This window comes from Sorangium aterium, assembly GCF_028368935.1.
Lineage (GTDB): Bacteria > Myxococcota_A > Polyangia > Polyangiales > Polyangiaceae > Sorangium > Sorangium atrum.
Genome location: NZ_JAQNDK010000006.1, coordinates 339,073 through 363,801, shown reverse-complemented (window position 1 = coordinate 363,801; position 24,729 = coordinate 339,073). Strand labels below are relative to the sequence as shown.

The 24,729-nt window shown below is 70.0% G+C and carries 22 protein-coding genes; 14 read left to right on the top strand and 8 right to left on the bottom strand.

What is annotated here, in order from left to right; genetic code table 11:
* Nucleotides 1-12 precede the first annotated feature (12 nt).
* Nucleotides 13-837, bottom strand: a complete 825-nt coding sequence (locus POL72_RS45420) for an N-formylglutamate amidohydrolase (protein WP_272103158.1) — start codon at nucleotides 835-837, stop codon at nucleotides 13-15.
* An 81-nt stretch (nucleotides 838-918) separates the two neighbouring features.
* Nucleotides 919-1,455, bottom strand: a complete 537-nt coding sequence (locus tag POL72_RS45415; protein WP_272103157.1) for an RNA polymerase sigma factor — start codon at nucleotides 1,453-1,455, stop codon at nucleotides 919-921.
* A 100-nt stretch (nucleotides 1,456-1,555) separates the two neighbouring features.
* Here POL72_RS45415 and POL72_RS45410 point away from each other — a divergent pair, with 100 nt between their 5' ends.
* Entirely contained in the window at nucleotides 1,556-1,927 is a 372-nt protein-coding gene (locus tag POL72_RS45410; RefSeq protein WP_272103156.1) for a thioredoxin family protein, read from the top strand.
* 89 nt (nucleotides 1,928-2,016) lie between these two features.
* Here POL72_RS45410 and POL72_RS45405 read toward each other — a convergent pair whose 3' ends face one another.
* Nucleotides 2,017-2,412, bottom strand: a complete 396-nt coding sequence (locus tag POL72_RS45405) for a hypothetical protein (RefSeq protein WP_272103155.1) — start codon at nucleotides 2,410-2,412, stop codon at nucleotides 2,017-2,019.
* A gap of 285 nt (nucleotides 2,413-2,697) precedes the next feature.
* Here POL72_RS45405 and rarD point away from each other — a divergent pair, with 285 nt between their 5' ends.
* The gene (rarD, locus tag POL72_RS45400; RefSeq protein WP_272103154.1) at nucleotides 2,698-3,624 is read left to right on the top strand and encodes an EamA family transporter RarD; all 927 of its coding nucleotides are present in this window, start codon (nucleotides 2,698-2,700) and stop codon (nucleotides 3,622-3,624) included.
* Between the two features lie 81 nt (nucleotides 3,625-3,705).
* Here the strand turns inward: rarD and POL72_RS45395 are convergent, their stop codons facing one another.
* Entirely contained in the window at nucleotides 3,706-4,620 is a 915-nt protein-coding gene (locus POL72_RS45395; RefSeq protein WP_272103153.1) for an inositol monophosphatase family protein, read from the bottom strand.
* 128 nt (nucleotides 4,621-4,748) lie between these two features.
* On the opposite strand from POL72_RS45395, the gene POL72_RS45390 reads away from it, so the two are divergent.
* Together POL72_RS45390 and POL72_RS45385 are read left to right on the top strand one after the other, a co-directional pair.
* The gene (locus POL72_RS45390; RefSeq protein ID WP_272103152.1) at nucleotides 4,749-4,964 is read left to right on the top strand and encodes a hypothetical protein; all 216 of its coding nucleotides are present in this window, start codon (nucleotides 4,749-4,751) and stop codon (nucleotides 4,962-4,964) included.
* A 312-nt stretch (nucleotides 4,965-5,276) separates the two neighbouring features.
* Entirely contained in the window at nucleotides 5,277-6,344 is a 1,068-nt protein-coding gene (locus POL72_RS45385) for a lysylphosphatidylglycerol synthase domain-containing protein (RefSeq protein ID WP_272103151.1), read from the top strand.
* 49 nt (nucleotides 6,345-6,393) lie between these two features.
* Here POL72_RS45385 and POL72_RS45380 read toward each other — a convergent pair whose 3' ends face one another.
* Nucleotides 6,394-6,672, bottom strand: a complete 279-nt coding sequence (locus POL72_RS45380) for a hypothetical protein (RefSeq protein ID WP_272103150.1) — start codon at nucleotides 6,670-6,672, stop codon at nucleotides 6,394-6,396.
* Nucleotides 6,673-7,109: 437 nt separating this feature from the next.
* Here POL72_RS45380 and POL72_RS45375 point away from each other — a divergent pair, with 437 nt between their 5' ends.
* Together POL72_RS45375 and POL72_RS45370 are read left to right on the top strand one after the other, a co-directional pair.
* Nucleotides 7,110-10,628, top strand: coding sequence for a CHAT domain-containing tetratricopeptide repeat protein (locus tag POL72_RS45375; RefSeq protein ID WP_272103149.1), 3,519 nt, complete (start codon nucleotides 7,110-7,112; stop codon nucleotides 10,626-10,628).
* Nucleotides 10,629-10,645: 17 nt separating this feature from the next.
* The gene (locus tag POL72_RS45370; RefSeq protein ID WP_272103148.1) at nucleotides 10,646-11,116 is read left to right on the top strand and encodes a hypothetical protein; all 471 of its coding nucleotides are present in this window, start codon (nucleotides 10,646-10,648) and stop codon (nucleotides 11,114-11,116) included.
* Between the two features lie 103 nt (nucleotides 11,117-11,219).
* Here POL72_RS45370 and POL72_RS45365 read toward each other — a convergent pair whose 3' ends face one another.
* Nucleotides 11,220-12,038 carry a Uma2 family endonuclease gene (locus POL72_RS45365; RefSeq protein ID WP_272103147.1) on the bottom strand — a complete coding sequence of 273 codons (819 nt, stop codon included), beginning with the start codon at nucleotides 12,036-12,038 and terminating at the stop codon, nucleotides 11,220-11,222.
* Nucleotides 12,039-12,835: 797 nt separating this feature from the next.
* Between POL72_RS45365 and pepN the strand changes: the two genes are divergently transcribed.
* Together pepN and POL72_RS45355 are read left to right on the top strand one after the other, a co-directional pair.
* Complete coding sequence (gene pepN, locus POL72_RS45360; protein WP_272103146.1) at nucleotides 12,836-15,451, top strand: aminopeptidase N; 2,616 nt, start codon at nucleotides 12,836-12,838, stop codon at nucleotides 15,449-15,451.
* 35 nt (nucleotides 15,452-15,486) lie between these two features.
* Nucleotides 15,487-16,134, top strand: a complete 648-nt coding sequence (locus POL72_RS45355; RefSeq protein WP_272103145.1) for a class I SAM-dependent methyltransferase — start codon at nucleotides 15,487-15,489, stop codon at nucleotides 16,132-16,134.
* Nucleotides 16,135-16,409: 275 nt separating this feature from the next.
* Here the strand turns inward: POL72_RS45355 and POL72_RS45350 are convergent, their stop codons facing one another.
* Nucleotides 16,410-17,009: a hypothetical protein gene (locus tag POL72_RS45350; protein ID WP_272103144.1), complete on the bottom strand. Its 600-nt coding sequence runs from the start codon at nucleotides 17,007-17,009 to the stop codon at nucleotides 16,410-16,412.
* Here POL72_RS45350 and POL72_RS45345 point away from each other — a divergent pair.
* From POL72_RS45345 to POL72_RS45325, 5 genes are all read left to right on the top strand, one after another.
* Nucleotides 16,998-17,975, top strand: a complete 978-nt coding sequence (locus POL72_RS45345; RefSeq protein WP_272103143.1) for a hypothetical protein — start codon at nucleotides 16,998-17,000, stop codon at nucleotides 17,973-17,975. The two genes, POL72_RS45350 and POL72_RS45345, sit on opposite strands and share 12 nt — an antisense overlap.
* A gap of 34 nt (nucleotides 17,976-18,009) precedes the next feature.
* On the top strand, nucleotides 18,010-19,209 hold the full coding sequence (locus POL72_RS45340) for a phosphatidylserine decarboxylase (RefSeq protein ID WP_272103142.1): 1,200 nt from the start codon (nucleotides 18,010-18,012) through the stop codon (nucleotides 19,207-19,209).
* 237 nt (nucleotides 19,210-19,446) lie between these two features.
* Nucleotides 19,447-19,977 carry a hypothetical protein gene (locus POL72_RS45335; RefSeq protein WP_272103141.1) on the top strand — a complete coding sequence of 177 codons (531 nt, stop codon included), beginning with the start codon at nucleotides 19,447-19,449 and terminating at the stop codon, nucleotides 19,975-19,977.
* 81 nt (nucleotides 19,978-20,058) lie between these two features.
* Entirely contained in the window at nucleotides 20,059-21,687 is a 1,629-nt protein-coding gene (locus POL72_RS45330; RefSeq protein ID WP_272103140.1) for a tyrosinase family protein, read from the top strand.
* Between the two features lie 224 nt (nucleotides 21,688-21,911).
* Entirely contained in the window at nucleotides 21,912-22,493 is a 582-nt protein-coding gene (locus POL72_RS45325) for an AidA/PixA family protein (protein WP_272103139.1), read from the top strand.
* Between the two features lie 474 nt (nucleotides 22,494-22,967).
* On the opposite strand, the gene POL72_RS45320 is transcribed toward POL72_RS45325, so the two are convergent.
* Nucleotides 22,968-23,408, bottom strand: coding sequence for a CBS domain-containing protein (locus POL72_RS45320; RefSeq protein WP_272103138.1), 441 nt, complete (start codon nucleotides 23,406-23,408; stop codon nucleotides 22,968-22,970).
* Nucleotides 23,409-23,612: 204 nt separating this feature from the next.
* On the opposite strand from POL72_RS45320, the gene POL72_RS45315 reads away from it, so the two are divergent.
* A complete protein-coding gene (locus POL72_RS45315) occupies nucleotides 23,613-24,146 on the top strand; it encodes a GNAT family N-acetyltransferase (protein WP_272103137.1) in 534 nt (177 codons plus the stop codon).
* Nucleotides 24,147-24,729: the final 583 nt, after the last annotated feature.

The window sequence follows — 24,729 nt, the reverse complement described above, 5'->3', positions numbered from 1 at the left end:
GCCCCGCCTACGTCACCCGCCGGCGGCGGCGTCCGGGGGGAGAGCGTTCAGATCGCCACTTGCCTCGATGGCCCGGTAGATCGCCGCGAGGCGCTGCGCCCAGACCTCCACGCCCTCATCGCTGATCAGGCCATCCTGGCGGATCTCGAGGAGCACGCAGGGCAGGCCGCGGGCCTCGCCGTGCGTGGGGATCCCGTAGTCACCGCCCTCGGTCACGCGGTAGGGCTCGTTGTCGCCGACGCAGAGCCCAGGCTCGCGCCGCAGCGCCTCGAGGAACGGCGCGGCGAGCCTGCGGTCGCGCCCGTAGAGGACGGCCGCGTGCCACGGCCGCTCCTGGCCGGGCATCGCGGGCGTGAAGCTGTGGATGCTGAGGATCGCGGTGCGCTTCCGGCGTTCCCGCCGCGCGTCGAGGAGCGCGGTGATCGCATGGTGGTAGGGCCAGAAGCACGCGTCGGCGCGGGCGCTGGCCTCCGCGGCGTCGATGGCGTTGCCGGGGATGGGCACGCCGCAGCTGATCTCGGGGATGGACGTCGGGGAGCCCAGCGGCCGGTTGCAGTCGATGACGAGGCGCGAGTAGCCGGAGAGCACGAGCGGCGCGTCGAGGAGCGCGGACATGCGGCGCGAGAGGCGCGCCGCGCCGATGTCCCAGCCGGTGTGCTCGCGGAGCGCCTCGTGCTGCCTGCCCAGCTCGGGGAGGCTCCTCGGAACCGCGTTGGACGCGTGGTCGCAGAGCAGGACCGCGCTGGAGCGGCCCTCGGGGTTCACCACCTCGAACGCGGGCGGCTCATCGGGCGCGAGGAGGCGCAGGGCTGGCGAAGCGGACGAAGAAGAGCTCATGACGTCTCGGCCAAGACATAGCAGACACCGGCGCGCCCGCGCCGCGCGCGCTCTCGCGAGGGCGCGCGGCGGCACGCGGGCTCAGTGCGGCGACGTCATGCACGCGCGCAGCGCGAGCTTGGCCCGGTGCAGGAGCACCGCGACGTGGCCGGCCGAGATGCCCAGCGCGCGCGCCACGTCCTCTCCGGGTTGCTCCTCGAGCATGCGCAGCGTCACGACGGCCTTCTGGATCTCGCAGAGCTCCTCGACGCACGCGCGCAGGCGGACGTGCTCCTCGGCCCGCGCGATCGCCTCGTCGGTCGCCGGGACGTCCCCCACGGCCTCCGGGTGCGCGTCCACGTCGTCGTGCGGCCGGGCGCGGAAGTGACGGCGGCGCCGGTTGCGCGCGGCGTTCCGCACCGTCCCGGCGAGCACGCCGCCCCACGCGCCGACGTCCTCCGGGAGCGCGCCTCGCTGGGCGAGCGTGAGCAGCGTGCAGAGGCCCTCCTGCACGCAGTCGACAGCGTCTTCCGGCGTCACCCCCTCCGCGCGCGCCAGCGCCGCGAGCGCCGCACGTTCGGAGCGCACAAGGTGCGACACATGGTTCAGGATGTCGTCCGCGTCCTTGATGGCGTCCATGGTCCAGGAGGTCAGGTGTCGAGCCGCGCCCACATTACAACGGGTGACCGCTGTAATGGATGCCGCCCTCGAGACCTGCCAGGGCATGGAGGTTCACGCCATGTCCACGAAGGCTGTCCGCGAGATCGATGAGGCGAGCTTCGACGCCGAGGTGCTGGAGGCCGGGGTGCCCGTCCTCGTCGAGCTCACCGCGCAGTGGTGCCCCCCGTGCCGCGCCCTCGCGCCCATCCTGCACAAGCTGGCGGAGGAAGGCGCGGGGCGCCTGAAGGTGGTGGCGGTCGACGGCGATCGGTGCCCGGCGATCGCCCGCCGCCTCGGCATCCGCGCGTTTCCGACCGTCGTCGCGTTCGCCGGGGGCAAGGAGGTGGCCCGTCACGTGGGGCTGACCACGAAGGACAAGCTCCTCCGGCTGATCGAAGGGAGCGGGCTCCCCGGCGGGGCGGGGAGGGACCGGGCGCCCTCGCCGCCGTGAGGGCCGCGTGATCGGGCGCCTCCGCCGGCGTGCGGCAGAGATCGGCGCGCGGAGCTCCTACGCGCGCCGATCTCGGGCTCGCCCGTGGCCTATCGTCGTGGCCTATCGTGACGCCGGTGCGTATCGCGCTGCCCCTCGGCGGGGAAGGTGACCTTGCGCGTCGTCGCTTCGGACGCGGAGACATCGAACGGCCCCACCGGCAGCGGCTCGCTGACCGCCTTGCCGTTCTCATCGACGAGCGAGATCGTCCCGACATACTTGTCGGCGGCGACCTGCACGCTCGCGTCGAATCGATCGCAGGGGACCACCTGCCGCGTGACCTCGTTGTTCTTCGTGTTGATGAGGACCAGCTCGACCGCTTGCGCGCCGCGCGCCTTGCACTGCGCGGCGTCGGTCTTGTCCCCGATGGACCACTGGACAGTGGCGAACCCCATCTCTTCAGGGTGCGCGCCTCCAGGCTCCGTCTCGCCGGTCGTTCTTTCCATGCACGCGACCATCATCACTGCACATAGCCCTGCCAGACCGTAGACACTTCGCATACCTACCTCGCTGTGCTCGGTGCGGACTCCAGCGCCGCGCCCCGCGTCCAGCAACGCGAGTGCCATGCGACCTCCCGGCGAGCCTGCGAGCCCGGCCCTCTCCGCAGGGCTTGAAATGGCCGAGCAGGTTCGCCATGTTCGCCGTCCGATCGAACGCGAGCGGCGCCCCGCAGCGGCGGCGCCGGGCGACGGGCGGCGTCGAGCGACGCCCGCCGAGGAAGCACGACCCCGATGCGCACGCCCGAAGATGCTCGCGACAGCCCCCGGGAGGCCGCGTGGGGCGTGGCCTACGGGATCGCGGCCTACAGCTCCTGGGGCGTCGTCCCTGTCTTCTGGAAGCAGCTCCGTCACGTCGGCGCGGTCGAGCTCCTGGCCCATCGCACCGTGTGGAGCCTGCTCTCGTTCGTGGCGCTCACGCTGGCCGCGGGGCAGGGCCGCGCGCTCGGCGCGGCCCTGCGCGACCGGCGCGTCGTCGCGGCGATGGCGGTGACCGGCGCGCTCGTGTCGGCGAACTGGGTCCTCTTCATCTACGCCGTCGCGGTGGGGCGCGTGCTCGACGCCAGCCTCGGCTACTTCATCAACCCGCTGCTCAGCGTGCTCCTCGGCATGCTCTTCCTGCGCGAGCGGCTGCGGCCCGCCCAGTGGCTCGCGCTCGGCCTCGCCGCCTCGGGCGTCGTGTACCTGGCGGTGCGCGCCGGCTCGATCCCCTGGATCGCCCTGGGCCTGGCGAGCACGTTCGCGGTGTACGGCCTGCTGCGGAAGGTCGTCGCCGTCGGCTCGCTCCCCGGCTCCACCCTGGAGACGTCGTTCATCGCCCCGCTCGGCGCGGCCTACCTGGCCGCCCTCCACGCCGAGGGCGCCGGCGCCGCGGGCCACGCCGATCTGCGGACCCACGTTCTCCTCGCCGCGACGGGCATCATCACGGCCCTGCCGCTCGTCTGGTTCACGAACGCGGCGCGCCGCCTGTCGCTGACCACCGTCGGCTTCCTCCAGTACCTCGCGCCGAGCGGCCAGTTCCTGCTGGCCGTGCTGGTCTATGGCGAGCCGTTCACGGCGGCCCAGGCCGTGAGCTTCGCCTTCATCTGGACCGGGCTCGCGGTGTTCAGCGCCGACGCCGTGCTGCGCGCGCGCCGTACGGGAAGGACGAGCCCATCCTGAGCGCGCCGAAGGCGACGCAGGAGGACGTTGAAGCGCCGAGACGCCAAGCGAGAGACGCGCTGTCGTGGCGGATTGGCACCTTCAACGTTTTTGCTCGAGCACGCTGACGCCTGGCAGGCCTTCGCCTTCGGACGGGCATGACCCGTCGCCGTGGCCGTCGCCTCCGGCGCAGAGCACCCGCCGGACCCGTTCGGCGATGTCCCGGGTCCGGGCGACGATCGTCACCCGGCTCTCGCTGGTCACCGCATAGCTCGTCCCGTCGAGGTGCTCGACAACGCCGTTCACCTCGCGGAGGATCAGGGATCCTGGGGCGTGGTCCCAGGGCAGCACGCGATAGTAGACGTAGAAGTCCTTCTCGCCTCGCGCGACGCTCGTGTAGTCGACGCACGCGCTGCCCGCGTTGCTCGCGTCGCCCGCGTCGCTCGTGACCGGCAGCCGGCCCCGCGCGCGGGCCTCCACCGTCGCGCGCACCTCGCTCGGCATGTACCGCGCGTAGATCGTGCCCGCCAGCTCCTCCGCGCTGGCCGCAGGATCGGCGCGGAGGCGCGCGCCGTTCAGAAAGGCGCCAGCCCCCTGCTCCGCGAAGAACGTCTGCCCCCGCGCCGGCAGGTGGATCCAGGCCGCGCGCGCCCTGGCGGCCCTCACCAGCGTCACCATGATCCCGAAGCGGTCGTTGCCTTCGACGAAATTGCGCGTCCCGTCGAGCGGATCGACGAGCCAGATCCAGCCGTCGCCGCCGAGCGCGTCGAGCACCCGCGGGTCGGCGTGAGCCGCCTCCTCGCCGACCATCGCCGACCCCGGCAGGAGCGCGCGCAGGCCCTCGGTCAGGCGCCGCTCCACCGCGAGATCCACCGTCGTCACGACGTCGCCGGGGTCAGCGACCGTCGCCTTCGACGTCACGTCGCCCGGCGCCAGGCGGCGCCAGAACGGCAGCATGTGCTCGCTCGCGACCTCCTCCAGGAAGGCGCCCACGCGGGCCACGTCGGGGATCGGCATCGCGGCAAGATACCTCTGCTGGTACCGTCCCCTCCAGGCAAAGCCGCGCGAGTCGACCTGCTCGATGCCCTCGCCAACGACCCTGCGCTCCACATGACCATGGAGCTCGCCCGGGCGACATCCAGCTCGTGCACAACCACACGCTGCTCCACGATCGCACGGCCTTCGCGGACTGGCCCGAGCCGGATCGCAAGCGGCACCTGCTCCGCCTCTGGCTCGCTCCGCCCGGGGCGCGGCCGCTGCCGCCGGTGTTCCGCGAGCGCTACGGCTCGCTGACCCCCGGCGACCGCGGGGGCATCGTCATGCCCGGCACGCGGCTCCACGTCCCGCTCGATCCGGCGTGAGCGGCCGCGCCCACGAGCGCCGGGGCGCTCACCGCGGCTCGTCCGGAGGTCCCCACTGAGCTCCTGCTCGCCGAGGGGCTCGACACCTCACCGCCCCGTGCGCGCGCTGCATGCCCATGGCGCGCGCTCCGCGAGGCAGCTCACCGCCGCGTGCGCGCGCTGCATGCCATGGCGCGCGCTCCGCAAGGCAGCCCACCGCCGCGTGCGCGCGCTGCATGCCCATGACGCGCGCTCCGCGAGGCAGCTCACCGCCGCGTGCGCACGCTGCACCCACACGTCACCGGCACGCTCCTCGCAGCGCACCACCTTCCCATGGCTCCCTTGCCTCCGGCCCGAGCGGCAGAGGAATGCGCCGGCGGCGATCCCAGGCCCGCGCCCGGCGGCGGGGCGCGCGTCGATGCCCCGCCGCCCGCCGCCCCGGACGCGCCCGCCGCCCGCCGCGCGCGGCGAAAGGCGCTGCTCCACGCGGCGCTCGGCGGCCTCGGCCTGGCCGCCCTGGCCGCGCTCATCCGCCACGTCGGCGCGGCGGAGATGCTCGCCGCGGTGACCCGCGCCGCGCCGTTCGTGCCTTTCCTGATCGCGCTGGAGGCGGCGCGCGTCGGCTGCGAGGCGCTCGCGACCGGCATTCTCTGCGCGCCGCGGCGCATCCCGGCCGCGGAGCTCCTTCGCATCCACGCCGTCACCTACCCCGTCATCACGCTGATGCCGGCCGGCCGCCCAGCGGGCGAGGCGGTCAAGGCCGCGCTGCTCTCCCCTCACGTCGGCGCCCCGCGCGCGGCCGCGATCGCCACGGCGAACCAGTCGCTCGCGCTCCTGTCCTCGGCCCCGCTGTCGCTCCTCGCGGCCATCGCCCTCTTCCACCTCGGCGGCGGCGCCTCCCCGCTCGCCCTCGGCGTGCTCGCGCACGCCGCCCTCCTCGTCGCGAGCGGCCTCGGCGTCGCCTTCGCCGCGCGGCAGCGCACCGCCTCGGCGTGGATCACCCGGCGGTTCGCCCGGGCCGGCCAGCTCGCCGCCGCCTTCCAGGAGGCCGTCCACGAGCGCCCGCCCGTCCCGGCCTGGCCGTTCGCCGCCTGCCTTGCGGGCCGCGCGCTCCAGGCAGTGCAGTACGGCGTGCTGCTCGCCGTCGTCGGCGCCGAGAGCGGCCCCCTCCGCGCGCTCGCCGCGTACGGCGTGGGCGCCGCCGGCACGGCGGCCGGCGACCTCATCCCGGGTCAGGTCGGCGCCACGGATGGGGCCTTCGCGCTCGCCGCCTCGCTGCTCGGCCTCACCGAGAGCTCCGCCATCGCGATCTCGCTGCTCGTCCACCTCCTCCAGGCGGCCTTCGCGCTCGCAGGGATCGCCGCCGCGCTCGTGTGGCGCCGCAGCCCCCCGGCGCCCTGAGCCGAGCTCGGCTGGGGCCAGGGGAGTCGCGCGCGCCTCGGGCGTGCGCTCAGCCGCGCTCGCGCTTGAGGCGCTCCAGCTCGGCCAGGGCCTCGGCCAGCCGCCGCTCGGCCTCGTCGGCGCGCTGCCGCTCCTCGTCGGCGCGCTGCCGCTCTTCGTCGAGACTCATCTCGGTCTCCTCGATGCGCGCCTCGGAGATGTCGAACTTCGACGGGAGCGTGTCGAGGACGCGCTGCCGCTCCTCCGGCGCCATGCGGTCCCAGAGCTCCTGCGGAGGGGCCCGCGGATCGTCGGGGTCGATCACCCAGGACGTGGGCGCGCGCTGCATGGTCCGAGCATAGCGGGCCCACGCGTACGCGACCACCCACGAGCCTGATCGGCCCACGCTCGAGCCAGCCACACCCTGGAAACACGCCGCCGTTCAGAGAACCGCCGCTCGCCGGCTTCCGTCCTGCTGCGCCACACTGCCGCGCGTGCTCGATCATCGGTGGAGGCCGCAGAACCGACACGTGCGCGTCCGAGGACGCCTCCGGTGCCGACGCGAAGGCCCGCAGGAGGGGCTCCTCCATCATCCATCAAGGGCCGAGAATCCACCGGGCGCGCGAGGATCCACGATGTCGTGCTGAGATCGTCGATCCGACGCGAATTTCAGGATAGGGTGCAATGGTCATTGGCTGCGCGCGGTGCCCCGGTCCGTGGCGGTGGCCGGGGGAAGAGGCGCAGGCCGAGAGGGAGCGGTCGATGAGGGAGCGGGCGTAGGGCAGGATGGCGACGCTGTGCATCCGGCATGTCGCGGCAAGCGATCCGCCGCAGTTCGAGGTCGCGCAGCCCGCTGGGCGCTCGGCGCAACCCGTTGCGGTGGTCTCGCCGGCGGGGTTTCCGGTGGAGGGACGGCCGAACAGCGATCTCCTCGGGGAGCTGCAATGGTACCTTGAGGGCTTCCTCGACTATCCGTTCTCGCCGGAGACGGAGCACGCGGAGCGGGTCCTCGCGGCGCTTCGCGCGTGGGGCCAGCAGGCGTTCCAGGCGCTGTTCGCTCGCGCCGATGCGGGCGGGATGCTCGCCGCGGCGTCAGGGGGGAGATATCACGAGTTGCTGCTCCAGATCTGGAGCGACGACCCGAAGGTGCTCGCCTGGCCCTGGGAGGCGCTCCGGGATCTGCAGGGCCGCGCGCTGTCGCCGGCGTGTCGGATCGAGCGACGGCTCAACTGGGCTCAGGATCCGCCCCCGGTGCCGGCAGAGCTGCCGAGGGAAGGCGTGAACATCCTGCTGGTGATCGCCCGGCCCTACGAGGCGGACGTCCGGTTTCGATCGATCGCCCGGCCGCTGGTGGAGCTGATCGAGAAGCAGGGCCTGCCGGCGCGCGTGCATGTGCTCCGGCCGCCGACGCTGGATCGGCTCCGGGAGCACCTGCGGGAGCGGCCCAACCACTACCATGTTGTGCACTTCGATGGGCACGGGTCCTATGGCCCTCGGGAGGCGCCGACGGGCCCGCACACCTACGGAGCGCCGGAGGGGCGGCTGATCTTCGAGGACGATCACGGGAAGCAGGCGCCGGTCACGGCGGAGGTGCTCAGCAACCTGCTCCAGGAGCACCACGTCCCGGCGATGGTCCTGAACGCATGCCAGTCCGCGAAGCTGGATGAGAAGGCGGAGCATCGGTTCGCGTCCGTGGCGACCGCGCTGATCAACGCGGGGACGCGCAGCGTGGTGGCGATGTCCTACTCGCTGTACGTGAGCGGGGCAGAGCAATTCCTCCCCGCGTTCTACCGGCGGCTGTTCGAGACGGGCACGTTCGTCGAAGCCGCCCGCGCCGGGCGCCAGCAGATGTTCTCCGCTCGGGGGCGCGTCTGCGCGTGCGGGCGATTCGACCTCGAGGACTGGCTCGTGCCGGTCGTCTACCAGCAGGACACCGAAGCGCTGGCCTTCGCTGCGGCGGCCCAGCCGCCGGCATCGGCGCCGAGGCGCCTCCCCGAGGAGGCGATCGAAAGAGAGAACCCGTATGGGTTCATCGGGCGCGACGGGGCGCTCCTCGAGCTCGAGCGCGCGCTCCGGCGTCCGGCGCCGGCCATCGTGATCCACGGGCTGGGCGGGGTCGGCAAGACGACGCTGGCGCGCGGCCTTGTCGCATGGCTCAACGCGACCGAGGGGCTCGGCGACGACGAGTGCCGCTGGCTCTCGTTCCATGACATCCGGAGCGCCGAGTATGTATTCAACCAGCTTGGCGGACCTGTCCTTGGCGACGCGTTCCTTGCCTTGCGCGACATGGAGCAGAAGATCGAGGCGCTGGTCCGGTTTTACAAGAAGCACCGCTTCCTCCTCGTGTGGGATAACTTCGAGGTGGTCGCCGGCTCTCCGGAGTCCCCGACCACGTCCACGATGTCGGAGGGCGATCGGCAGCATCTGCGATCATTCCTGCAGCGGCTCCGCGGGGCGCCGACCAAGGTGCTGATCACGAGCCGGAGCGAGGAGGCGTGGTTGGGGCCGGAGCAGCGGCGGAAGATCTCGATCGGCGGGCTGCACGGGGAGGAGCGGTGGGCTTACTGCGAGGCCATCCTGGCGGATCTTGGGATCTCGGTCGACCGGACGGACAAGGATCTGGTCGCGCTGATGGACCTGCTCGGAGGGCATCCGCTCGCGATGCGGGCGATCCTGCCGCGGCTCGAGGGAGCGAGAGCCGGGGAGATCGCCAAGGCGCTCCGATCGAACCTGGCGGCGCTGGGGGAGGGAGGGGACGAGGCGTTGAAGAAGCTCCACGCCACGCTGCGGTTCGTGGAGGCAGGATTGCCGGAGGACCTGAGGCCCCTCCTCTTCCCGCTCGGGCTGCATGAGCGGTACGTGGACGGCGACTACCTCGCCGCCATGGCGTTGCGGGTGGATGTTGCCTGGACGAGGGAGCGGATCGACATGTTCCTCGGCACGCTGGTCCACGCGGGGCTGCTCCGCGACGTCGGACAGGCAGCGTATGAGATGCATCCGGCGCTCACCGGGTTCTTGCGATCGGGAGCGGCGTCCACGATGGCCGATCCGTCACGCGACGGATGGCGCCGCGCCTTCGTGGAGGTGATGGGCAGGCTGGCTGATGCGCTGGCTCCTCTGGAGCTGCATGAGCAGCGTGTGACCTTCCATGTCCATTCCGTCAATTTCTATAGCGCCTTGGTGGAAGCAGAGCGACTTGGTACGATTGCAGATCAGGCGGCCCTGACGCAAAGCCTTGCAGCGTATGCACGAAATGCGCGAAGCTTCGCGGAGGCCGAGCAGCTCTTCCAGCGGCTCGCAGAGCTTCATAGAGATTCCGGACACAGTGCGGGCGAAGCGGTGGCGTATCACCAGCTCGGGATGGTCGCGCAGGAGCGCCGGGACTTTGCGGCGGCCGAGGGATGGTATCGCAAGTCGCTCGCCATCTTCGAGAAGCTGGGCGACGAGCACGGTGCGGCGGGCACATATCACCAGCTCGGGACCATCGCGGAGGAGCACCGGGACTTTGCGGCGGCCGAGGGATGGTATCGCAAGTCGCTCGCCATCTTCGAGAAGCACGGCAACGAGCACGGTGCGGCGGGCACATATCACCATCTCGGGATCGTCGCGCAGGAGCGCCGGGACTTTGCGGCGGCCGAGGGATGGTATCGCAAGTCGCTCGCGATCAAAGAGAAGCACGGTGACGAGCACCGCGCGGCGAGCACGTATCACCAGCTCGGGATCGTCGCGGAGGAGCGCCGGGACTTTGCGGCGGCCGAGGGATGGTATCGCAAGTCGCTCGCGATCAAGGAGAAGCACGACAACGAGCACCATGCGGCGAGCACATGTCACCATCTCGGGATGGTCGCGGAGGAGCGCCGGGACTTTGCGGCGGCCGAGGGATGGTATCGCAAGTCGCTCGCTATCTTCGAGAAGCACGGCGACGAGCACGGTGCGGCGAGCACATATCACCATCTCGGGATCGTCGCGCAGGAGCGCCGGGACTTTGCGGCGGCCGAGGGATGGTATCGCAAGTCGCTCGCGATCGAGGAGAAGCAGGGCAACGAGCACGGTGCGGCGAGCACCTATGGCCAACTCGGGATCATTGCGGGTCTCCAGAGCAGCTTTCAGGAGGCCGGTCGATGGCTGATAAGGTCCATCCAGACGTTCGCCATGTGCCACGACCCTGAAAATGCTGGCAAGGCTCTGTCGATATTCCGACGCATCTACGACCGTGCCCCCGCCACCGAGCAGGCAACCCTGAAGCAAATCTGGGAGGCTAGCGGCCTGGGTGAGCTTCCACCTCCTCCTGACCCCTCCTCGTGATCCACTGGAGCCCATCCATGAACGACCGACTCGCCACCCTCGACGACGCCACCGCGACGCGCCTCCTCACCACCATCGCCACCCCGCGCCTGCGCGACGGCACCCTCGCCACCGAGCTCACGCCGGACCTGCGTGCCGCCCTGGAGACGACCTACGGCGTCGCCGCGGCCCCCGCCTCCGAGGGCGACCTTGCCCGCCTGGTGCTCCAGCTCCTGGCGACCGATCCCGCAATGCAGCCCGTCATCGCCGCCCTGCTCGACGGCCCCCAGCCAGAACACTTCGGCCCGCCCAGAGCGCCGGCGAAGACCGGCAGATCCATCGGCGTGCTCGTCGCAGCGCTCCTGCTGCTGCAAACCCACGTACGCTTCGAGCGGGACCCGAGCGGGACCTGGAAGGTGCTGGTCGAAAAGCAGCCGACCAGCGAACAACTCCTCGGGCCGATCGTCCAGAAGATCCTCGCGCTTCCTGCGGCGAGAAAGGCGCCCTGATCCCTGTCGCAGGCGGCGCGCCTCGCGGGTAGCGCCCGGTGCTCCGATCCGGCCCGGAGATTCATCAAGCCGAACTGGTGCCGCGCAGGCGCTCCGCGCGACCTCAGCCGCGCTCGCGCCTGAACCGCTCCAACTCGGCCAGGGCCTCGGCCAGCCTCCATTCGGCCTCCTCGGCGCGCTGCCGCGTGTCCTCGATCCGCCGCTCCGCCTCATCGAGCCGCTGCTCCGCCTCTTCACGCAGCCCCATCAGGTCGTTCACCATCGCACCGAGCCTTGCGAGCACCTCGCGCGGCTCCGGCAGCCGGGCCAGCGCGTGGTAGAAGCACAGCCGGTCGCCCTCCACGCCCAGGTCCAGGTCGAGCACGGCGCTCGTGAGCAGGCCCGCCCGCCGGGCGATCGGCTCGTAGCGCGCGCTGCCCTGGGCGAGGCGGAAGCCGCGCAGCCGGCGGCGCCGGCGGTCGAAGACGAAGTACTCGGGGATCCCGAGCGACGCGTAGCGGGCGGCGAGGTTCTCGAGCTCCTCCTTGCTCCGCTCGTTCCAGAGGATCTCCAGCGCCAGCTCGACCCCCTTGCCCTCGGCGCTCACGGACCAGCAGGCGCGTTCCTTCACGTCGACGTCGCGCACGGCGATGAGATCCGGCGCGACCATGCGCCCTGCCGGGTAGTAGACAGGCAGCTCGCACGCGAGGTACACGCGCTTGCCGATGCTCTGGAAGAACCCGCTCAGCGTGTCCCGGGCCGCCACCTTGGCGTTGAAGTGGAAGTCGCCCTCGGGCGGGCTCACCTCGGAGATCTCGAGCTCCGACGGGAGCGCATCGACGACGCGCTGCCGCTCCTCGGGGGTCATCTTGTCCCAGATCTCCTGCGGCGGGGCCCGCGGATCGTCGGGGTCGATCACCCAGGATACCGGCGCGCGCTCCACGGTCCGAGCATAGCGAGCCCGCGCACGCGCCACCACGGCACACGCGCCCGGCCCGGCACCCGCCCGGGCTCGGCCCGTCGGGGGCGTTCCTGGACCGCGCCGAGCAGCGCCGCCTCTCCCGCTCGCGCGGCTGGCGCCTCAGGCCGTGCCGAGCAGCACCGCGCTCCCTGCGCGCGGCATTGCGCCCGGCGGGGTCCGCACCCCCGCTTGCGCTCTGCACTGCGTCCCGGGAGGGGTCCGGCGCGCCGGCCAACGCTCTGCATTGCGGTCTGGAGGGGTCCGGCACCCCGGCCAACGCTCTGCATTGCGGTCTGGAGGGGTCCGGACCCCCTTCTGGCACAAAATAGAGAGTGTTCAGGGGCTCTTTGGCACAGAATTTCGTCGAAGAATGCGTTTTCTGGCACAATCTTGCCCTGAAAATCGCTCCACCGAGCGTTCTCGAGGGGTCCGGCCCCCAGTGTGTCGCAATGCATTGCGTTTGTGCCGGTGCCGGATCCCCCTCCCATGGCACAGAACAGCGCCGTTCTGGCACAGAACCAGGACTTCCGCTCCCTCCAGAGGCCGCCCGCGGCGTCGGTGCCCCAACCTGGGTCGGCTCCCCAACCTGGGTCGGCTCCCCAACCTGGGTCGGTGCCCAACCTCCAACCTGGGTCGGCTCCCTCGGCTTCCTCGCCCCGCCGTCCCCTCGCCCGGCCGGCCGGCAACCGCCTCCCTCCCGCGCCTCGCGGCGGGGCGGCGCTCGCGACCGCGGCAGATCGCTGGCCACCCTCCGGCGGTTCGTCCTACGGTGTGCAGTCATGACGGAGACGACCGGCGGCCCTGGAAGGGACGTGCTCACCCAGACAGAGGCCGAGGAGCGCGCCGCGCGCATCGGCAATGCGCGCTACGAGCTCTCCCTCGACCTCTCGCGCGACGCCCGCGGTTACCGCGGCGAGGCGGTCGCGTACTTCGACGTCCGCGGCCACGGCGACACGTTCATCGACTTCCGCGGCCGGCGCATCGAGCGGCTCGAGATCAACGGCGTCGAGGTCGAGCCCGCGTGGTCCGACTGCCGCATCGTCCTCCCGGGGAGGCTGCTCGCCCCGGAGACGCGCGTGCGCGTCGTCTACGAGAACGACTACGATCACACCGGCGACGGCTTCCATCACTTCCGCGACCCGGAGGACGGCGAGGACTACCTCTACTCGGACCTCGAGCCGTTCAGCGCGCACCGCGTGTTCCCCTGCTTCGATCAGCCGGACATCAAGGCGAGCTACAGGCTCTCCGTCACCGCGCCCGAGGACTGGGAGGTCATCGGCAACGCCCGCGTCAGCCGCACGTTCGGCGCGGGCCTCGGCCGTATGACGCGGGTGTTCGAGGAGACGACCCGGTTCAGCACCTACGTCTTCGCGCTGATCGCCGGCCCGTACAGCGGCGTCCGCGACGAGCACCGCGGGATCCCCCTCGGGCTCTACTGCCGCAGGTCGCTCGCGAGGCACCTCGACGCCGAGGAGCTCTTCACGATCACGAAGCAGGGCTTCGACTTCTACCCGGAGTTCTTCGACTACCCCTACCCCTTCAGCAAGTACGACCAGGTCTTCGTCCCGGAGTTCAACGCCGGGGCCATGGAGAACGTCGGCGCCGTGACCCACAGCGAGCGCATGATCTTCCGGGACCCGCCGACGGACCACCAGCGCCTCACGCGCGCGGAGGTGCTCCTCCACGAGATGGCCCACATGTGGTTCGGCAACCTCGTGACCATGCGGTGGTGGAACGATCTCTGGCTGAACGAGAGCTTCGCCACGTACATGGCCTTCCTCGCGATGGACCAGGCGACCCGGTTCAAGCCGGCCGCGTGGAAGGCGTTCAACGTCATGAAGAGCTGGGCCTACCGGCAGGACCAGCTCGTGACGACGCACCCCATCGCCGGGGAGCTCGCCGACACGGAGCAGACGTTCCTCAACTTCGACGGCATCACGTACGGTAAGGGCGCCGCCGCGATGAAGCAGCTCGTCGCGGCGATCGGCCTCCCGGCCTTCCGCGAGGGGATGCGCCGGTACTTCAAGCGCTACCAGTACGGCAACGCGACGCTGCGCGAGTTCCTGTCCGCGCTGGAGGAGGGCTCGGGCCGCGACCTCGGCGCGTGGTCGCGCCTCTGGCTGGAGAAGGCGTCCCTCAACACGCTGACAACCGAGTGGGAGCCCGAGGGCGACCGCATCGGCCGGCTCCGCGTGCTGCAGACGGCGCCGGCCGACTACCCGATCCTCCGGCCGCACCGCATCGACGTCGCGCTGGCGCGCGAGGAGGACGGCGCGCTCGTCGTCGACTCCGTCCCCGCGGAGATCGACGGCGCGGCGACCGAGATCGCCGCCGCGCGGGGGCAGCGGGCGCCGCTCCTCGTGTTCCCCAACCACAACGATCTCACGTTCGCGAAGATCGCGCTCGACCCGGCCTCGCTCGCGTTCGTGCGCGAGCACATGGGCCGCGTGGAGGATCCGCTCCTGCGCCAGCTGCTCTGGTCGTCGCTCTGGAGCATGGTGCGCGACCAGAAGCTCGCCTCCCCCGCGTACCTCGCGCTGGTGAGGGACAAGCTGCCCGCCGAGCCGGACCTCTCGCTCGTCGACCCGGTGCTCACGAACGCGGCGACGGCGCTCGCGCGCTACGTGCCGGATCCGCTGCGCGAGGCCGAGGCGAGCGCGTTCACGGGCCTCGCCCTCGCGGCCCTGCGGGCGGCCCCCCGCGGCGACGCCCAGATCGTGTGGGCGCGGGCGCTCTTCAACGCGGCGTACTCCGCGCCGGACCTCGCGCTGGCCGCGCGCCTCGCGGACGGCGAGATCGAGGTGGAGGGCCTCGAGATTGACCAGGAGATGCGCTGGACGGTCGCCGTGAAGTGGATCGCGCGCGGCATGAAGGGCGCGGAGGAGCGGCTCGCGGCCGAGCGCGAGCGCGACCCGTCCGATCGCGGCCAGCGCGCCGCGCTGCGCGCCGAGACGGCGCGGCCGGATCCGGCGGCGAAGGCCGCGGCGTGGGCGCGCTTCCACGAGGACGGGTACGGCTCGCTGCACCTCACCGGCGCGGCCATGTCGGGCTTCAACTGGTCGTTCCAGCGCGCGCTGCTCGATCCGTACGCGCAGGCGTTCTTCGAGCGGGTGCAGCAGGTCTTCGAGACGCGGACGCACGAGTTCGCGTCCGCGTACTTCACCCATCTGTTCCCCTCGTACCGCGTCGATCGGGACCTCCTCGCCCGCGCGGAGGCGCGGACCGCAGCGCTCGGGCGGGCCCCGGACGGCGCGCCGGCGACGCCGCGGCTGCCGATGCTGGTCCGGATGCTCCGCGAGGCGAGCGACGACCTCGTGCGGGCGCTCGCCTGCCGGGAGGTCGCGGCGGCGAGCGCCGAGGGGCACCGCCCGGGGGGCGGGGGCGCCCTCGGCTGAGCGAGGAACCCAGGAGAGCGGCGCTCGAGGCGACGATGATCGTGCAGCTCGGCAAGACGTCCCTCACGTGGACGCGCGCGGACCTCGAGGCGAAGCTCGCCGGCCACGCGCGCGTCCTCATCGACGTCGGTACGGGCGACGGCCGCTTCGTGTACCGCTCGGCCGGCGCCCACCCCGACACGTACTGCATCGGCGTCGATCCCGCGGGGGAGCGGATGCGCGAGGTGTCGTGGCGCGCCAGCCGCAAGGTCGCCCGAGGCGGCCGGCCGAACGCGCTCTTCGTCGTCGCGTCCGTGCAAGCGCTGCCGGCGGAGCTCACCGGGCTCGCCCACACCCTCACGCTCAATTTCCCCTGGGCCTCGCTGCTCTCGGCCCTCGTGCTGCCCGAGGCGCCGGTGATCGAGGCGCTGCGCCAGCTCGTCCGGCCGGGCGGAGAGCTCATCGCGCTGCTCAACCAGAGCGTCTTCGACGACCGGCCCTACGCGGCGCGGCTCGGGCTCCCCGAGCTCTCGGAAGCGTGGGTCGACGACACGCTGCGCCCCGCCTACCGCGCCGCGGGCTTCGAGATCCGGACGAGCGAGCTCGTCGAGGGGGATATGCCGCACCAGACCAGCTGGGGACAGCACCTCACGCTCGCGTCGGGCCGGAGGACGCGCCTGCTCACGGCCGAGGCGATAGGCTGAGCACCGGCAGCCGTTCACCGGCTCGAACTCGCGGAGCAGCCGCCTGCGCTCGATGAACGAGCTGGTGCGCATCTGCCCCCATCGAGTCGCCGTACCCGCCGGAGCTCAGGTTGGCGCCTTGGTGGTCGATGTGGACCACCGGCCCGAGCTCCGGTGATCCATCGAAGTAGAACGCGCGCAGCGGCTTCGCGCGTCGCCTCGTCGTCGATCCTGGTCAGGTCCGACAAGAAGCAAGAGGCGTCCTCGGGCGGCCCGGCTGACGCCGGCGCCCGTGGTCACTGCGGTGCTGCGATCGTGATCGAGGGATCGAACCAGTAGTTACCGATATACTCTCCGCCGATCGAGCAATAGAACTCGAGGCCGTACTGCAGCACGCCCGCGGTGGCGAGCGCCGGAACGAGGATGTACGGGTTGCGCTTCACGGGCGAAGTCAGGCTCGCGTCGTGGCGGGTGACCAGGTAATTGGTGTTGTCATTCTCCGGCGCCCACGGAGAGTTCGAACCGGTGACATAGTCATAACCATACGAGTTGACGCGAGTGTCCCGGAAGCTGATGTCTCCGATAACCGCATCCCCGCCGGTGAGGTCATCGAGGGTAATCGGATTGGACTGCCAGGTCATTGCGACGAAACCCACCGGGGCGCAAGCCACGCCGATGTTGGAGTTCGAGTCCTGGACGGAGATGAGGACCTCCTCGTTGAAGTACACAGTCACGGGAGTGTCCCCGCTCTGGTTGGTGTAGGTATTGGGGTCGTTTCCTCTCCCGTACTTGAGAGGAGGGTGCGGCCCAGGATAATTCTGGGGATTGCCAAACTGGCCTCCAGGATTCTGCTTGAGAGCATTGCTATCGATCAGAAAAATGATGTGCATTGTCATGTTGTTCTCTTCTATTCCTGGGGGTTCACCGCGCAGACCTGGTACGCAGGCGCGGCGCCGACGCCCGCGGCGCGGCAGAGCCCTGATCCCAATACGGATCGCACCAAGAACCACGCGATCCCCGGGGATATCCGGAAGGTGAACGATCTCATGCGCCAGCAGCTGCAAGGCTTCAGCTCTGTCTGGGCGAACTACCAGCTCATCGGCGTGCAGGCCGACGTGACCGACTGCGAGATCACCGGCGCCCCTCCCCCGAAGGCGAACCCCACCGACTCGGATGCCACAAAAATGGCCGCAGGGCTGGCCTGCATCAGCGCGCAGGACGGCAGCGCGGCCAAGTGCCTGCAGGATAATGCCAATTACTACATGGCCAATCTGTTCGTCGAGACGGACCCGTTCCTCAACAACTTCAGCGGCCCAGGCTTCGGCGGCAACACGTTCGGGAACTGCGACAACACCGTGTACAACAAAACAACGTACGACATGGGAGGCTGCAAGGGATGCCACGGCGTCGCGCAGACCGCGTTCGGGACTGATTTCAGCTTCCTTCTCGACTTCGGCAACGGCAAGCCGGGTGTGGCACCGGATACGCTCCAGCCGCCGTATGCCGACCTCCAAGGGTTGAGGGTCTCGTCGAGCAAGGCCAGCGCCACGCCCGTACCAGGCTCCGGGCAGGTGTGTGCGTCCTTGACCGACTCCTTGATCGACCCCTCGACCGACAAGTGCCTCGACTACTGTAGACACCAGTGCGAGGCGAAGGCTTGCATCGCTTATAACGCCAGCAAGGGGGGTTGCGAGCTCTTCACCCCGGACGTGCCGATGTCGTCGCTGTCGCTGGCTGACGCTCAGGGGTACTTCGCCCTCCTCGCGCCGGGGACGATCCGCCCTCCCACGATCAAGACCGGACAGCCGCAGAAGGCGGTCTTCCCCGGGGGGTATCTCCATCGCTCCAGTCGCAAACACTGAGTCCAACCTCGATAACGTTCCCAAGGAGCCAGCCATGGCGATCCAGCAGACCAATCAGCAGATTCCGCTCACGCCCGCGATGCGTCAATTGATCGACGAGCTCAAGCGCCTCATGGCCAACCCCGTGGTCGAGGCCGCGTTCAACGAGGCCGTCGCGCACGTGAAGCCCTTCGTGGAGGACGGCTCGAAGAACCCGTGGGTCGGAGCGACCGCCGAGTACTTCGTGCGCTACTTCGAGCAGTGGTTCACCTTTCTGCCCGAGCCCACGGGAGGCCTGGGGAAGATCGTACCTTTCACCTACTTCTACCTCGACAACAAGTCCGCGTTCGCCTTCCTGAACACGTTCAAGAGCCGCACGACGAGCGACGAGTACACGACCGAGATCTTCAACTGGACCGTCAAATTCATCAAGGAGCGGGGGCGGTTCATGGACTCTCCGGAGTCGCTCAAGTTCATCGAGGCCTGGCTGAAGGATCCCGGGACTCACATCGAGGACTTCATCGTCCCCGAGGGTGGCTTCAAGTCCTTCAACGAGTTCTTCACGCGCAGGCTCAACCCCGCGAGGAATCCCCGGCCCATCGCGGCGCCTGACGACGGTTCGGTGCTCGTGGCGTCCGCCGACTCGGAGATCAACTTCATCCTCTCGGACCTCACGCTCACGAAGAAGCTCGACGTGAAGTCACGTCAGCTCAACATCACGCAGCTCCTGAACGGGTCGAAGTACGCAGCGAAGTTCGAGGGCGGCACGGCCGTCTCCTGCGTCCTCATGCCCCCCAACTACCATCGCTACCACGCTCCTGCCTCCGGCCGGATCGTCGAGGGGGTGGAGGTGCCTGGAATCTACAATGGCATCATGGACGGGGATCACTGGTTCAACACCATCTTCAACGTCGGCGAGAGCACGACGGACTTCAGCATCTTCGAGGACTTTCATCGCTCCTACTTCGTCATCAAGACCGAAAAGCACGGGTACATCGCCGTCATCCCGGTCGGCCTGAACACGATCAGCGCGATGTACCCGTCGCTCGTCAACAACCGGTCGACCCTGGTCCCGGTCGGAGGCGAGCCGGTCCCGGTCAAGAAGGGCGACGAGCTCGGGCACTTCGCGTACGGCGGCTCTCTGAACATCCTGCTCTTCCAGAAAGGCGTGTTCAACGCCGTTTCGGTCCTGATGGGGAGCCGCCTTGGCGCTCTGGGCACGCCATCCATCCCCGAGGCATTCCCAAGGACCTGAGGAGTCTGGGGGGCTGCGCTCTCACGACGGCACACGTGAGACAAACGAACTCCGGCGCGGCCCCAGGGCGGCTTCGGGGCTGTCGAGCAGGACCTCGAAGGTCGAGGGCGTCTGAGCACGTTCTTTGCGCTTTGCGGGACGCGCCGCAGCGCACGGCGAAGCCCTCGCGCTCGACTCGCACCGGAAGGCCGCCCCGCGACGCCGGACCATCCGCGAAGCACCACCGGGAGACCCACGATGGCGATCAAGGAGACACCGAGCCTCACGGATTCCTCGCCCCCGGGGTGCACCTGCGGGCGCGCTGCCCCTTCGCCGCGCTCGTCCGGCGCCTCCACGCTGGCCAGGCGCGCCGGCCAGCACCTCCCGCTCTTACCGGCCATCGCGCTGGTGCTGCTCCCGAAGTGCCCTTTGTGCGTGGCGGCCTATCTCGGGATCTTGGGCTCGCTCGGCGCCAGCGCCTGGCTGCGCGACGCATGGGGGCTGCCGCTCGGCGCCGGGCTGCTCGCCTTCGCGCTCGGCGCGCTCGTGCTGCGCGCACTGGCGAGCCAGGACTACCGCCCCATGCTCGCAGGCCTCGCCGGCGCGTCGGCCGTGCTCGGGGGCAAGTTCTGGCTCGACGCGCCGCCTCTCCTCTACGCGGGCGCTCTGCTCCTCATCGGCGCCTCGCTCTGGAGCGTACGCCTCGCCTCCCGGACGAAGGGGCCGTCCCCCTCACGAGATCGTGCGGCGGAGGGAGCGCAGGGCTCGTCGCTGCCTTCGCCGCCGTGAGGCACGGAGCGCGCGGAGAGCCCCGCGCCGCTCCGATACCGTACAGATTAGGCTCGCTCTGACAGAAGAAAAGGCGCTGACATGACCACAGGGATACGGCAGTCCATCTATGTCCTCCAGCAAGAATACGCCAAGGGAAACACGAAACCCCTTGAAGACGTGCTCTATGCCTGGAGGGGCATCCAGCGGCTCGACCCGCGTGAATGGAACTCGTTCTTCGCCTTGGGGGGCCTCCACGGAGAGCCTTTCCTGCTGCGACGCGCGGTCGATCGACTGCCGCCGGAGGATACATACGCCTACTGGGGAGGGTACTGCAACCACGGCAACATCCTGTTCCCGACCTGGCACAGAGCATACCTTTACTGCATGGAAAAGGCGCTGCAAACCATCGTACCGGGCGTGATGCTGCCTTTCTGGGACGAGACGGACGACTATTCTCTCCATCAGGGCGTCCCGGCCATTTTTACCCAGCCGACGGTCGACCTCCCGAGCTACGGCCTGATGGGTATCCCCAACCCGCTGCGGTCGTTCACCCTGCCCATCTCGGTCTCCGACAACTACTGGGGGGACCAGAACGCAAATGCCGACGAGGCGCACCCGTACTACAAGCGGGCCGGCTACACGACCGTGCGGTACCCGCTCTCAGGGCTGGTGGGCAACTTCGGGGACTCCGAGCTGACGTACGCCCACAACCAGAAGTATCCCGACCAGAACACGAACGACACGCTGCTCAACAACAACATCATGGCCTGGTTGAACGGCCCCGAGCCCACGGTTCCACCTCCTCCCGAGGGCGCCAACCTCTACGCATCGTACAGGGGGTGTCTATTCGCGCCGAACTACACGGTCTTCTCCAATACGACCTCGGCGGCCGCCTGGAACGCGGATATCCCACCCCATCAGCCCATGGTGGTAGCGCTGGAGGAGCCCCACAACGACCTCCACCTGGCCGTCGGCGGGTTCGACGCGCCGCAGATAGCTCCTGGTGGCACGGGGCTGGTCAGCGGCTCGAACGGGGACATGGGAGAGAACAACACGTCCTCCTTCGATCCGATCTTCTTCTTTCACCACTGCAACATCGACCGCATGTTCTGGCTCTGGCAGAAGCTGCATGGCCAAACCACGACGCTGGAGGTCTCCGACGACATGACAGACTACCCGGGCACCAGCTCGAACGACCTGCAAGGGCCGACCCCCGGCGTCCCGCCCGGCGCTCAGCTGACCCTCGATGGAACCGCGCTCAAACCGTTCAAGAGCCCGCTCACGAGCAAGCCCTACGTCAGCACGGACTGCGTGGACATCGAGAACCAGCTCGGCTACACCTATGGGCCAGGCTCATTCGACGATCTATCGCTCAATGACCAGGCCCGCGCGGCAGCGGTAAAGCCCGGGTTCAGCGCCAAGAAGCTCATGGTGAGGGGCATCGATCGCGCCCTGTTCCAGGGGTCGTTCCTGCTGACGGCGCACGCGACCGTGGCGAGCGACGGCGGCAAGACCAAGGAATACTACCTGGGCTACCACTCTGTCTTGAGCCGTTATAGCGTGAGCAACTGCGCGAACTGCCGCACTCACCTCGAGGTCATCGCCCACTTCTCCCTGAAGAACATGCCGGAGGACGAGGTCGATCGCGCGATCTTCACCGTGAAGGTTCACCATCGCGGGTCGGTGCTCCCTGCCGGCTTGAAGACCGTTCTCAAGATCCGCGGCTGACGGTCGGCGCCGGCGCTCATGGTGAGGATGGGCGCCCGCGCCGGCGTCAATCCGCGGCGCCCCCGCGTCGGTGATAGCCCGCCCGCGGCGCGACGGCGAGGGCGCGCTCACGGCTCGACGATGGCGCTGTCCTGGCCGCCCGCCGGGAGTCTCAACCCGGGGCCGGCAGGCAGCGCGGCGCGGGATCTCGGGTTCGCGAGAATCGAACATGCATGGAGGACCCAGTGCGCAATCATTCTGATGACATCAACAAGGATGCTACCGAGACGGTCGATCTCACGATCGTCGTCGACACAATCTCGCTCTCCAGCGAGCCAAGCTCGACGCCCGATAACCCGGCGGGGTGCGACCATCGTTACGCGTTCATGATCACTGACGCGAAACACGCTGTGGGCGGCAATGGGACCGCCGATCTGAACCTGCAGGCAGCGACCGGCGACACGCTCCGGATCTGGGCGAGCTCCATGAGCCACCAGGTCGAGGAGGAGGTCTTCATCTACGACTTCGTGCACTGGGATCCGGAGGGCCAGACCAGCACAGTCGGCGTCCTGAGCACGGACGGGATGAGATACCGGTCGTTCCCCAAGATTGTGAATGTGCCGCAGGATGGGCAGGACAACCACGAGCCGCCCAAGGTTTCGGCCAGATCGATAGACGTCAACTGCGCCGAGATCGACGTCAACAACTACGGCACGGAGTGGTTCATGGTGAGGTTCGTGGTGTACGGCCCGCTGCCGGACGGGGAAGGTGCTCGGCCGGTGAAAGGATACTACCAATGGGATCCTTCGATCACGGTCAATCATTGACGGTCCCCTCCAGCGAATAACACCCGCGGATGGCAGGCGACCGGTGCAGCGGGCTGTGCTCGCTCGAAATGCAGGGCAGCAGCGGCCAGGGCGACTCGGGCGTCGGGGGCGCTCGCGGCAGCCATCGACGGCCGGCCGGGCAAACATCGCCCCGCAGGCGCAATCCACGCGCCGACATGAGGCTGCCGTTCTAGACGACCCTGGACGACCGGGTTGGCCTCGAGGATGAGCGGGAACGAGGTGGGCCTCGCTGCTCTCGGCGCTCGTGCTGCACGAGTCGCCGGTGCTCGAGGCGCGATCGGCGGCGGAGCGCCGGGGTGAAGGCGCCGCGAGGCGCGCCGGCGCCGCGACACGCTCGGTCGCCGCGGCGCGCGCGGCCGCCGCGGCGGGCGATGCGCGGGGCGAGGGCGAACGTCGCGGGTTCGTCGCCCGCGCCGCGCGCCGCCGCGAAGCTCGGACCATCGCCCGGCGAGCCTATCGCGTGCTCTCGTGCTGCACCGCCTCCCGCTCGGTCACCCGGCGGACGGTCTGCGCGGTGTGCCTGTCATCCTCGCTCTGCGCGATGTCCGACAGGCTGATGATGCCGACCAGGCGGCCGTCCGCCTCGGTGCACAGGACGCGCGACTTGTGGTGCTGCCCCATCAGCTGCTCCGCGCGCTGCACGTCGTCGTCGGGCCGGCACGCGACCACCCCGCGCGTCATGACGTCGCCCGCCTTCGTGCTCAGCGGTCTGCTGTGGGCCAGCACCCGGATGGCGAGGTCGCGGTCCGTCAGCGCCCCCAGCACCCTCCCGGCGCTGTCGCAGACAGGAAGGAAGCCGACGTTCGCGTCGCGCATCTTGCACGCGGCCGTCTGGATGGTGTCGTCGGCCAGGACGCTCTGGATGTCTTGCTTCATGATCTCCTTGCACAGCATGGTTCCCTCCTTCGGTTCCTTTTGCAGCGCCCGGTAGCGTCACAGCGCACAAAAGGACCTTAGGGGACCATCGCCGGCGAGGGATGGAGCATCATGATGAATGCGGCGTCGGGCACCGCTTGATCGCGCCTCCGGCCGGCGAGCGCGCCGGGCGGCGCCCTGGCGGAGCGCCGCGGCGCCAGCCAAGCTGAGGTGCGAGACACCATGTCAGAGCGGATCACAGGGGCGGTCATCCGCCGGGCGCAGCCGGCAGACGCGGCCGTCATCGCGCGCATCGAGGTCGACTCCTGGCAGGCGGCCTACCTGGGCCTGATCCCGGCGGCCGATCTCAACGCCCTCTCCGTGCCGGCGCGCGAGGCGAGCTGGCAGCGCATCCTCAGCCGCGACCCCGCGACCGGGACGCGGACCTGGATGCTCTGCGCCGAGGGCGCCGGGCTCGGCTTCGCGAGCGCCGGGCCGACGCGCGACGACGACGGCCCAGGTGACGTCGGCGAGCTCTACACGATCTACCTCCTGCCCGCCGCGTGGGGGCGCGGGCTCGGCGCCGCGCTGCTCGACACGACGCAGGCCGACCTGGCCCGGCGCCGCCACAGGACCATGACGATCTGGGTCCTCGAGGGGAACACCCGCGCGCGCCACTTCTACGAGCTCTCCGGCTTCACCCGCGACGGCGCGCGGCGGTGGGCGCGGGTCGGCGCCGGCAGCCTCCCGGAGATCCGCTACCGGCGAGCGCTGTAGCGCGCCCCGGATGCCGGATGCCACGCCGAGGGCGGCGCCGGCGCGCGGACCAGCGACCAGCGACGCCCTGGGCCCCAGCGCGCCGGCGCTAGCCGAAGCGCACGACGATGCTGCTGTAGCCGCCCCGCGGGTCGTACTGGGAGGTGATCTTTCCCCAGGGATACTCGTACGGCGGCGCGCCGGGATCGACGCCAGCCAGGCGTCGTGGCTTGCCTTGCGCTCCGCCTCCTCCTTCTCGGACCAGTCGTTCCAGAACGCCTTCGACTCGGCGCCGACCTCGAACAGCTCGACCCACGCGATCTTGCCGCTGCAGAAGTGCAGCGTGATGCGGAAGGTCCGGAAGCCGATGCGCTGGCGCGACGTCCGGTATCCGCTCCACGGCTGCGTCTCGCTCAGGGCGTTGGCCATCCGCGCGAGCGGCGACGACAAGAACTGCGCTTCCGAGTACGAGGGTCCGATGCGAAGCCCGGATGTGAGCTCGATCTCGCCCGTCTGTCGATGGATCATCCAGCCCTCCGACCGCTCGGAGCAGCATACACCACGGCTCGCGGATCGGCGCGGCTCAGCCGAGCCCCGCCGACGT

Excerpts from the sequence above, each read along its gene's own strand:
- POL72_RS45410 (WP_272103156.1), top strand. The coding sequence starts at position 1,556 with ATGTCCACGAAGGCTGTCCGCGAGATCGATGAGGCGAGCTTCGACGCC.
- POL72_RS45395 (WP_272103153.1), bottom strand. The coding sequence starts at position 4,620 with ATGCCGATCCCCGACGTGGCCCGCGTGGGCGCCTTCCTGGAGGAGGTC.
- pepN (WP_272103146.1), top strand. The coding sequence starts at position 12,836 with ATGACGGAGACGACCGGCGGCCCTGGAAGGGACGTGCTCACCCAGACA.
- rarD (WP_272103154.1), top strand. The coding sequence starts at position 2,698 with ATGCGCACGCCCGAAGATGCTCGCGACAGCCCCCGGGAGGCCGCGTGG.
- POL72_RS45340 (WP_272103142.1), top strand. The coding sequence starts at position 18,010 with ATGGCGATCCAGCAGACCAATCAGCAGATTCCGCTCACGCCCGCGATG.
- POL72_RS45370 (WP_272103148.1), top strand. The coding sequence starts at position 10,646 with ATGAACGACCGACTCGCCACCCTCGACGACGCCACCGCGACGCGCCTC.
- POL72_RS45415 (WP_272103157.1), bottom strand. The coding sequence starts at position 1,455 with ATGGACGCCATCAAGGACGCGGACGACATCCTGAACCATGTGTCGCAC.
- POL72_RS45350 (WP_272103144.1), bottom strand. The coding sequence starts at position 17,009 with ATGACAATGCACATCATTTTTCTGATCGATAGCAATGCTCTCAAGCAG.
- POL72_RS45385 (WP_272103151.1), top strand. The coding sequence starts at position 5,277 with ATGGCTCCCTTGCCTCCGGCCCGAGCGGCAGAGGAATGCGCCGGCGGC.
- POL72_RS45335 (WP_272103141.1), top strand. The coding sequence starts at position 19,447 with ATGGCGATCAAGGAGACACCGAGCCTCACGGATTCCTCGCCCCCGGGG.
- POL72_RS45315 (WP_272103137.1), top strand. The coding sequence starts at position 23,613 with ATGTCAGAGCGGATCACAGGGGCGGTCATCCGCCGGGCGCAGCCGGCA.
- POL72_RS45405 (WP_272103155.1), bottom strand. The coding sequence starts at position 2,412 with ATGGAAAGAACGACCGGCGAGACGGAGCCTGGAGGCGCGCACCCTGAA.
- POL72_RS45375 (WP_272103149.1), top strand. The coding sequence starts at position 7,110 with ATGGCGACGCTGTGCATCCGGCATGTCGCGGCAAGCGATCCGCCGCAG.
- POL72_RS45380 (WP_272103150.1), bottom strand. The coding sequence starts at position 6,672 with ATGCAGCGCGCGCCCACGTCCTGGGTGATCGACCCCGACGATCCGCGG.
- POL72_RS45330 (WP_272103140.1), top strand. The coding sequence starts at position 20,059 with ATGACCACAGGGATACGGCAGTCCATCTATGTCCTCCAGCAAGAATAC.
- POL72_RS45420 (WP_272103158.1), bottom strand. The coding sequence starts at position 837 with ATGAGCTCTTCTTCGTCCGCTTCGCCAGCCCTGCGCCTCCTCGCGCCC.
- POL72_RS45320 (WP_272103138.1), bottom strand. The coding sequence starts at position 23,408 with ATGCTGTGCAAGGAGATCATGAAGCAAGACATCCAGAGCGTCCTGGCC.
- POL72_RS45355 (WP_272103145.1), top strand. The coding sequence starts at position 15,487 with ATGATCGTGCAGCTCGGCAAGACGTCCCTCACGTGGACGCGCGCGGAC.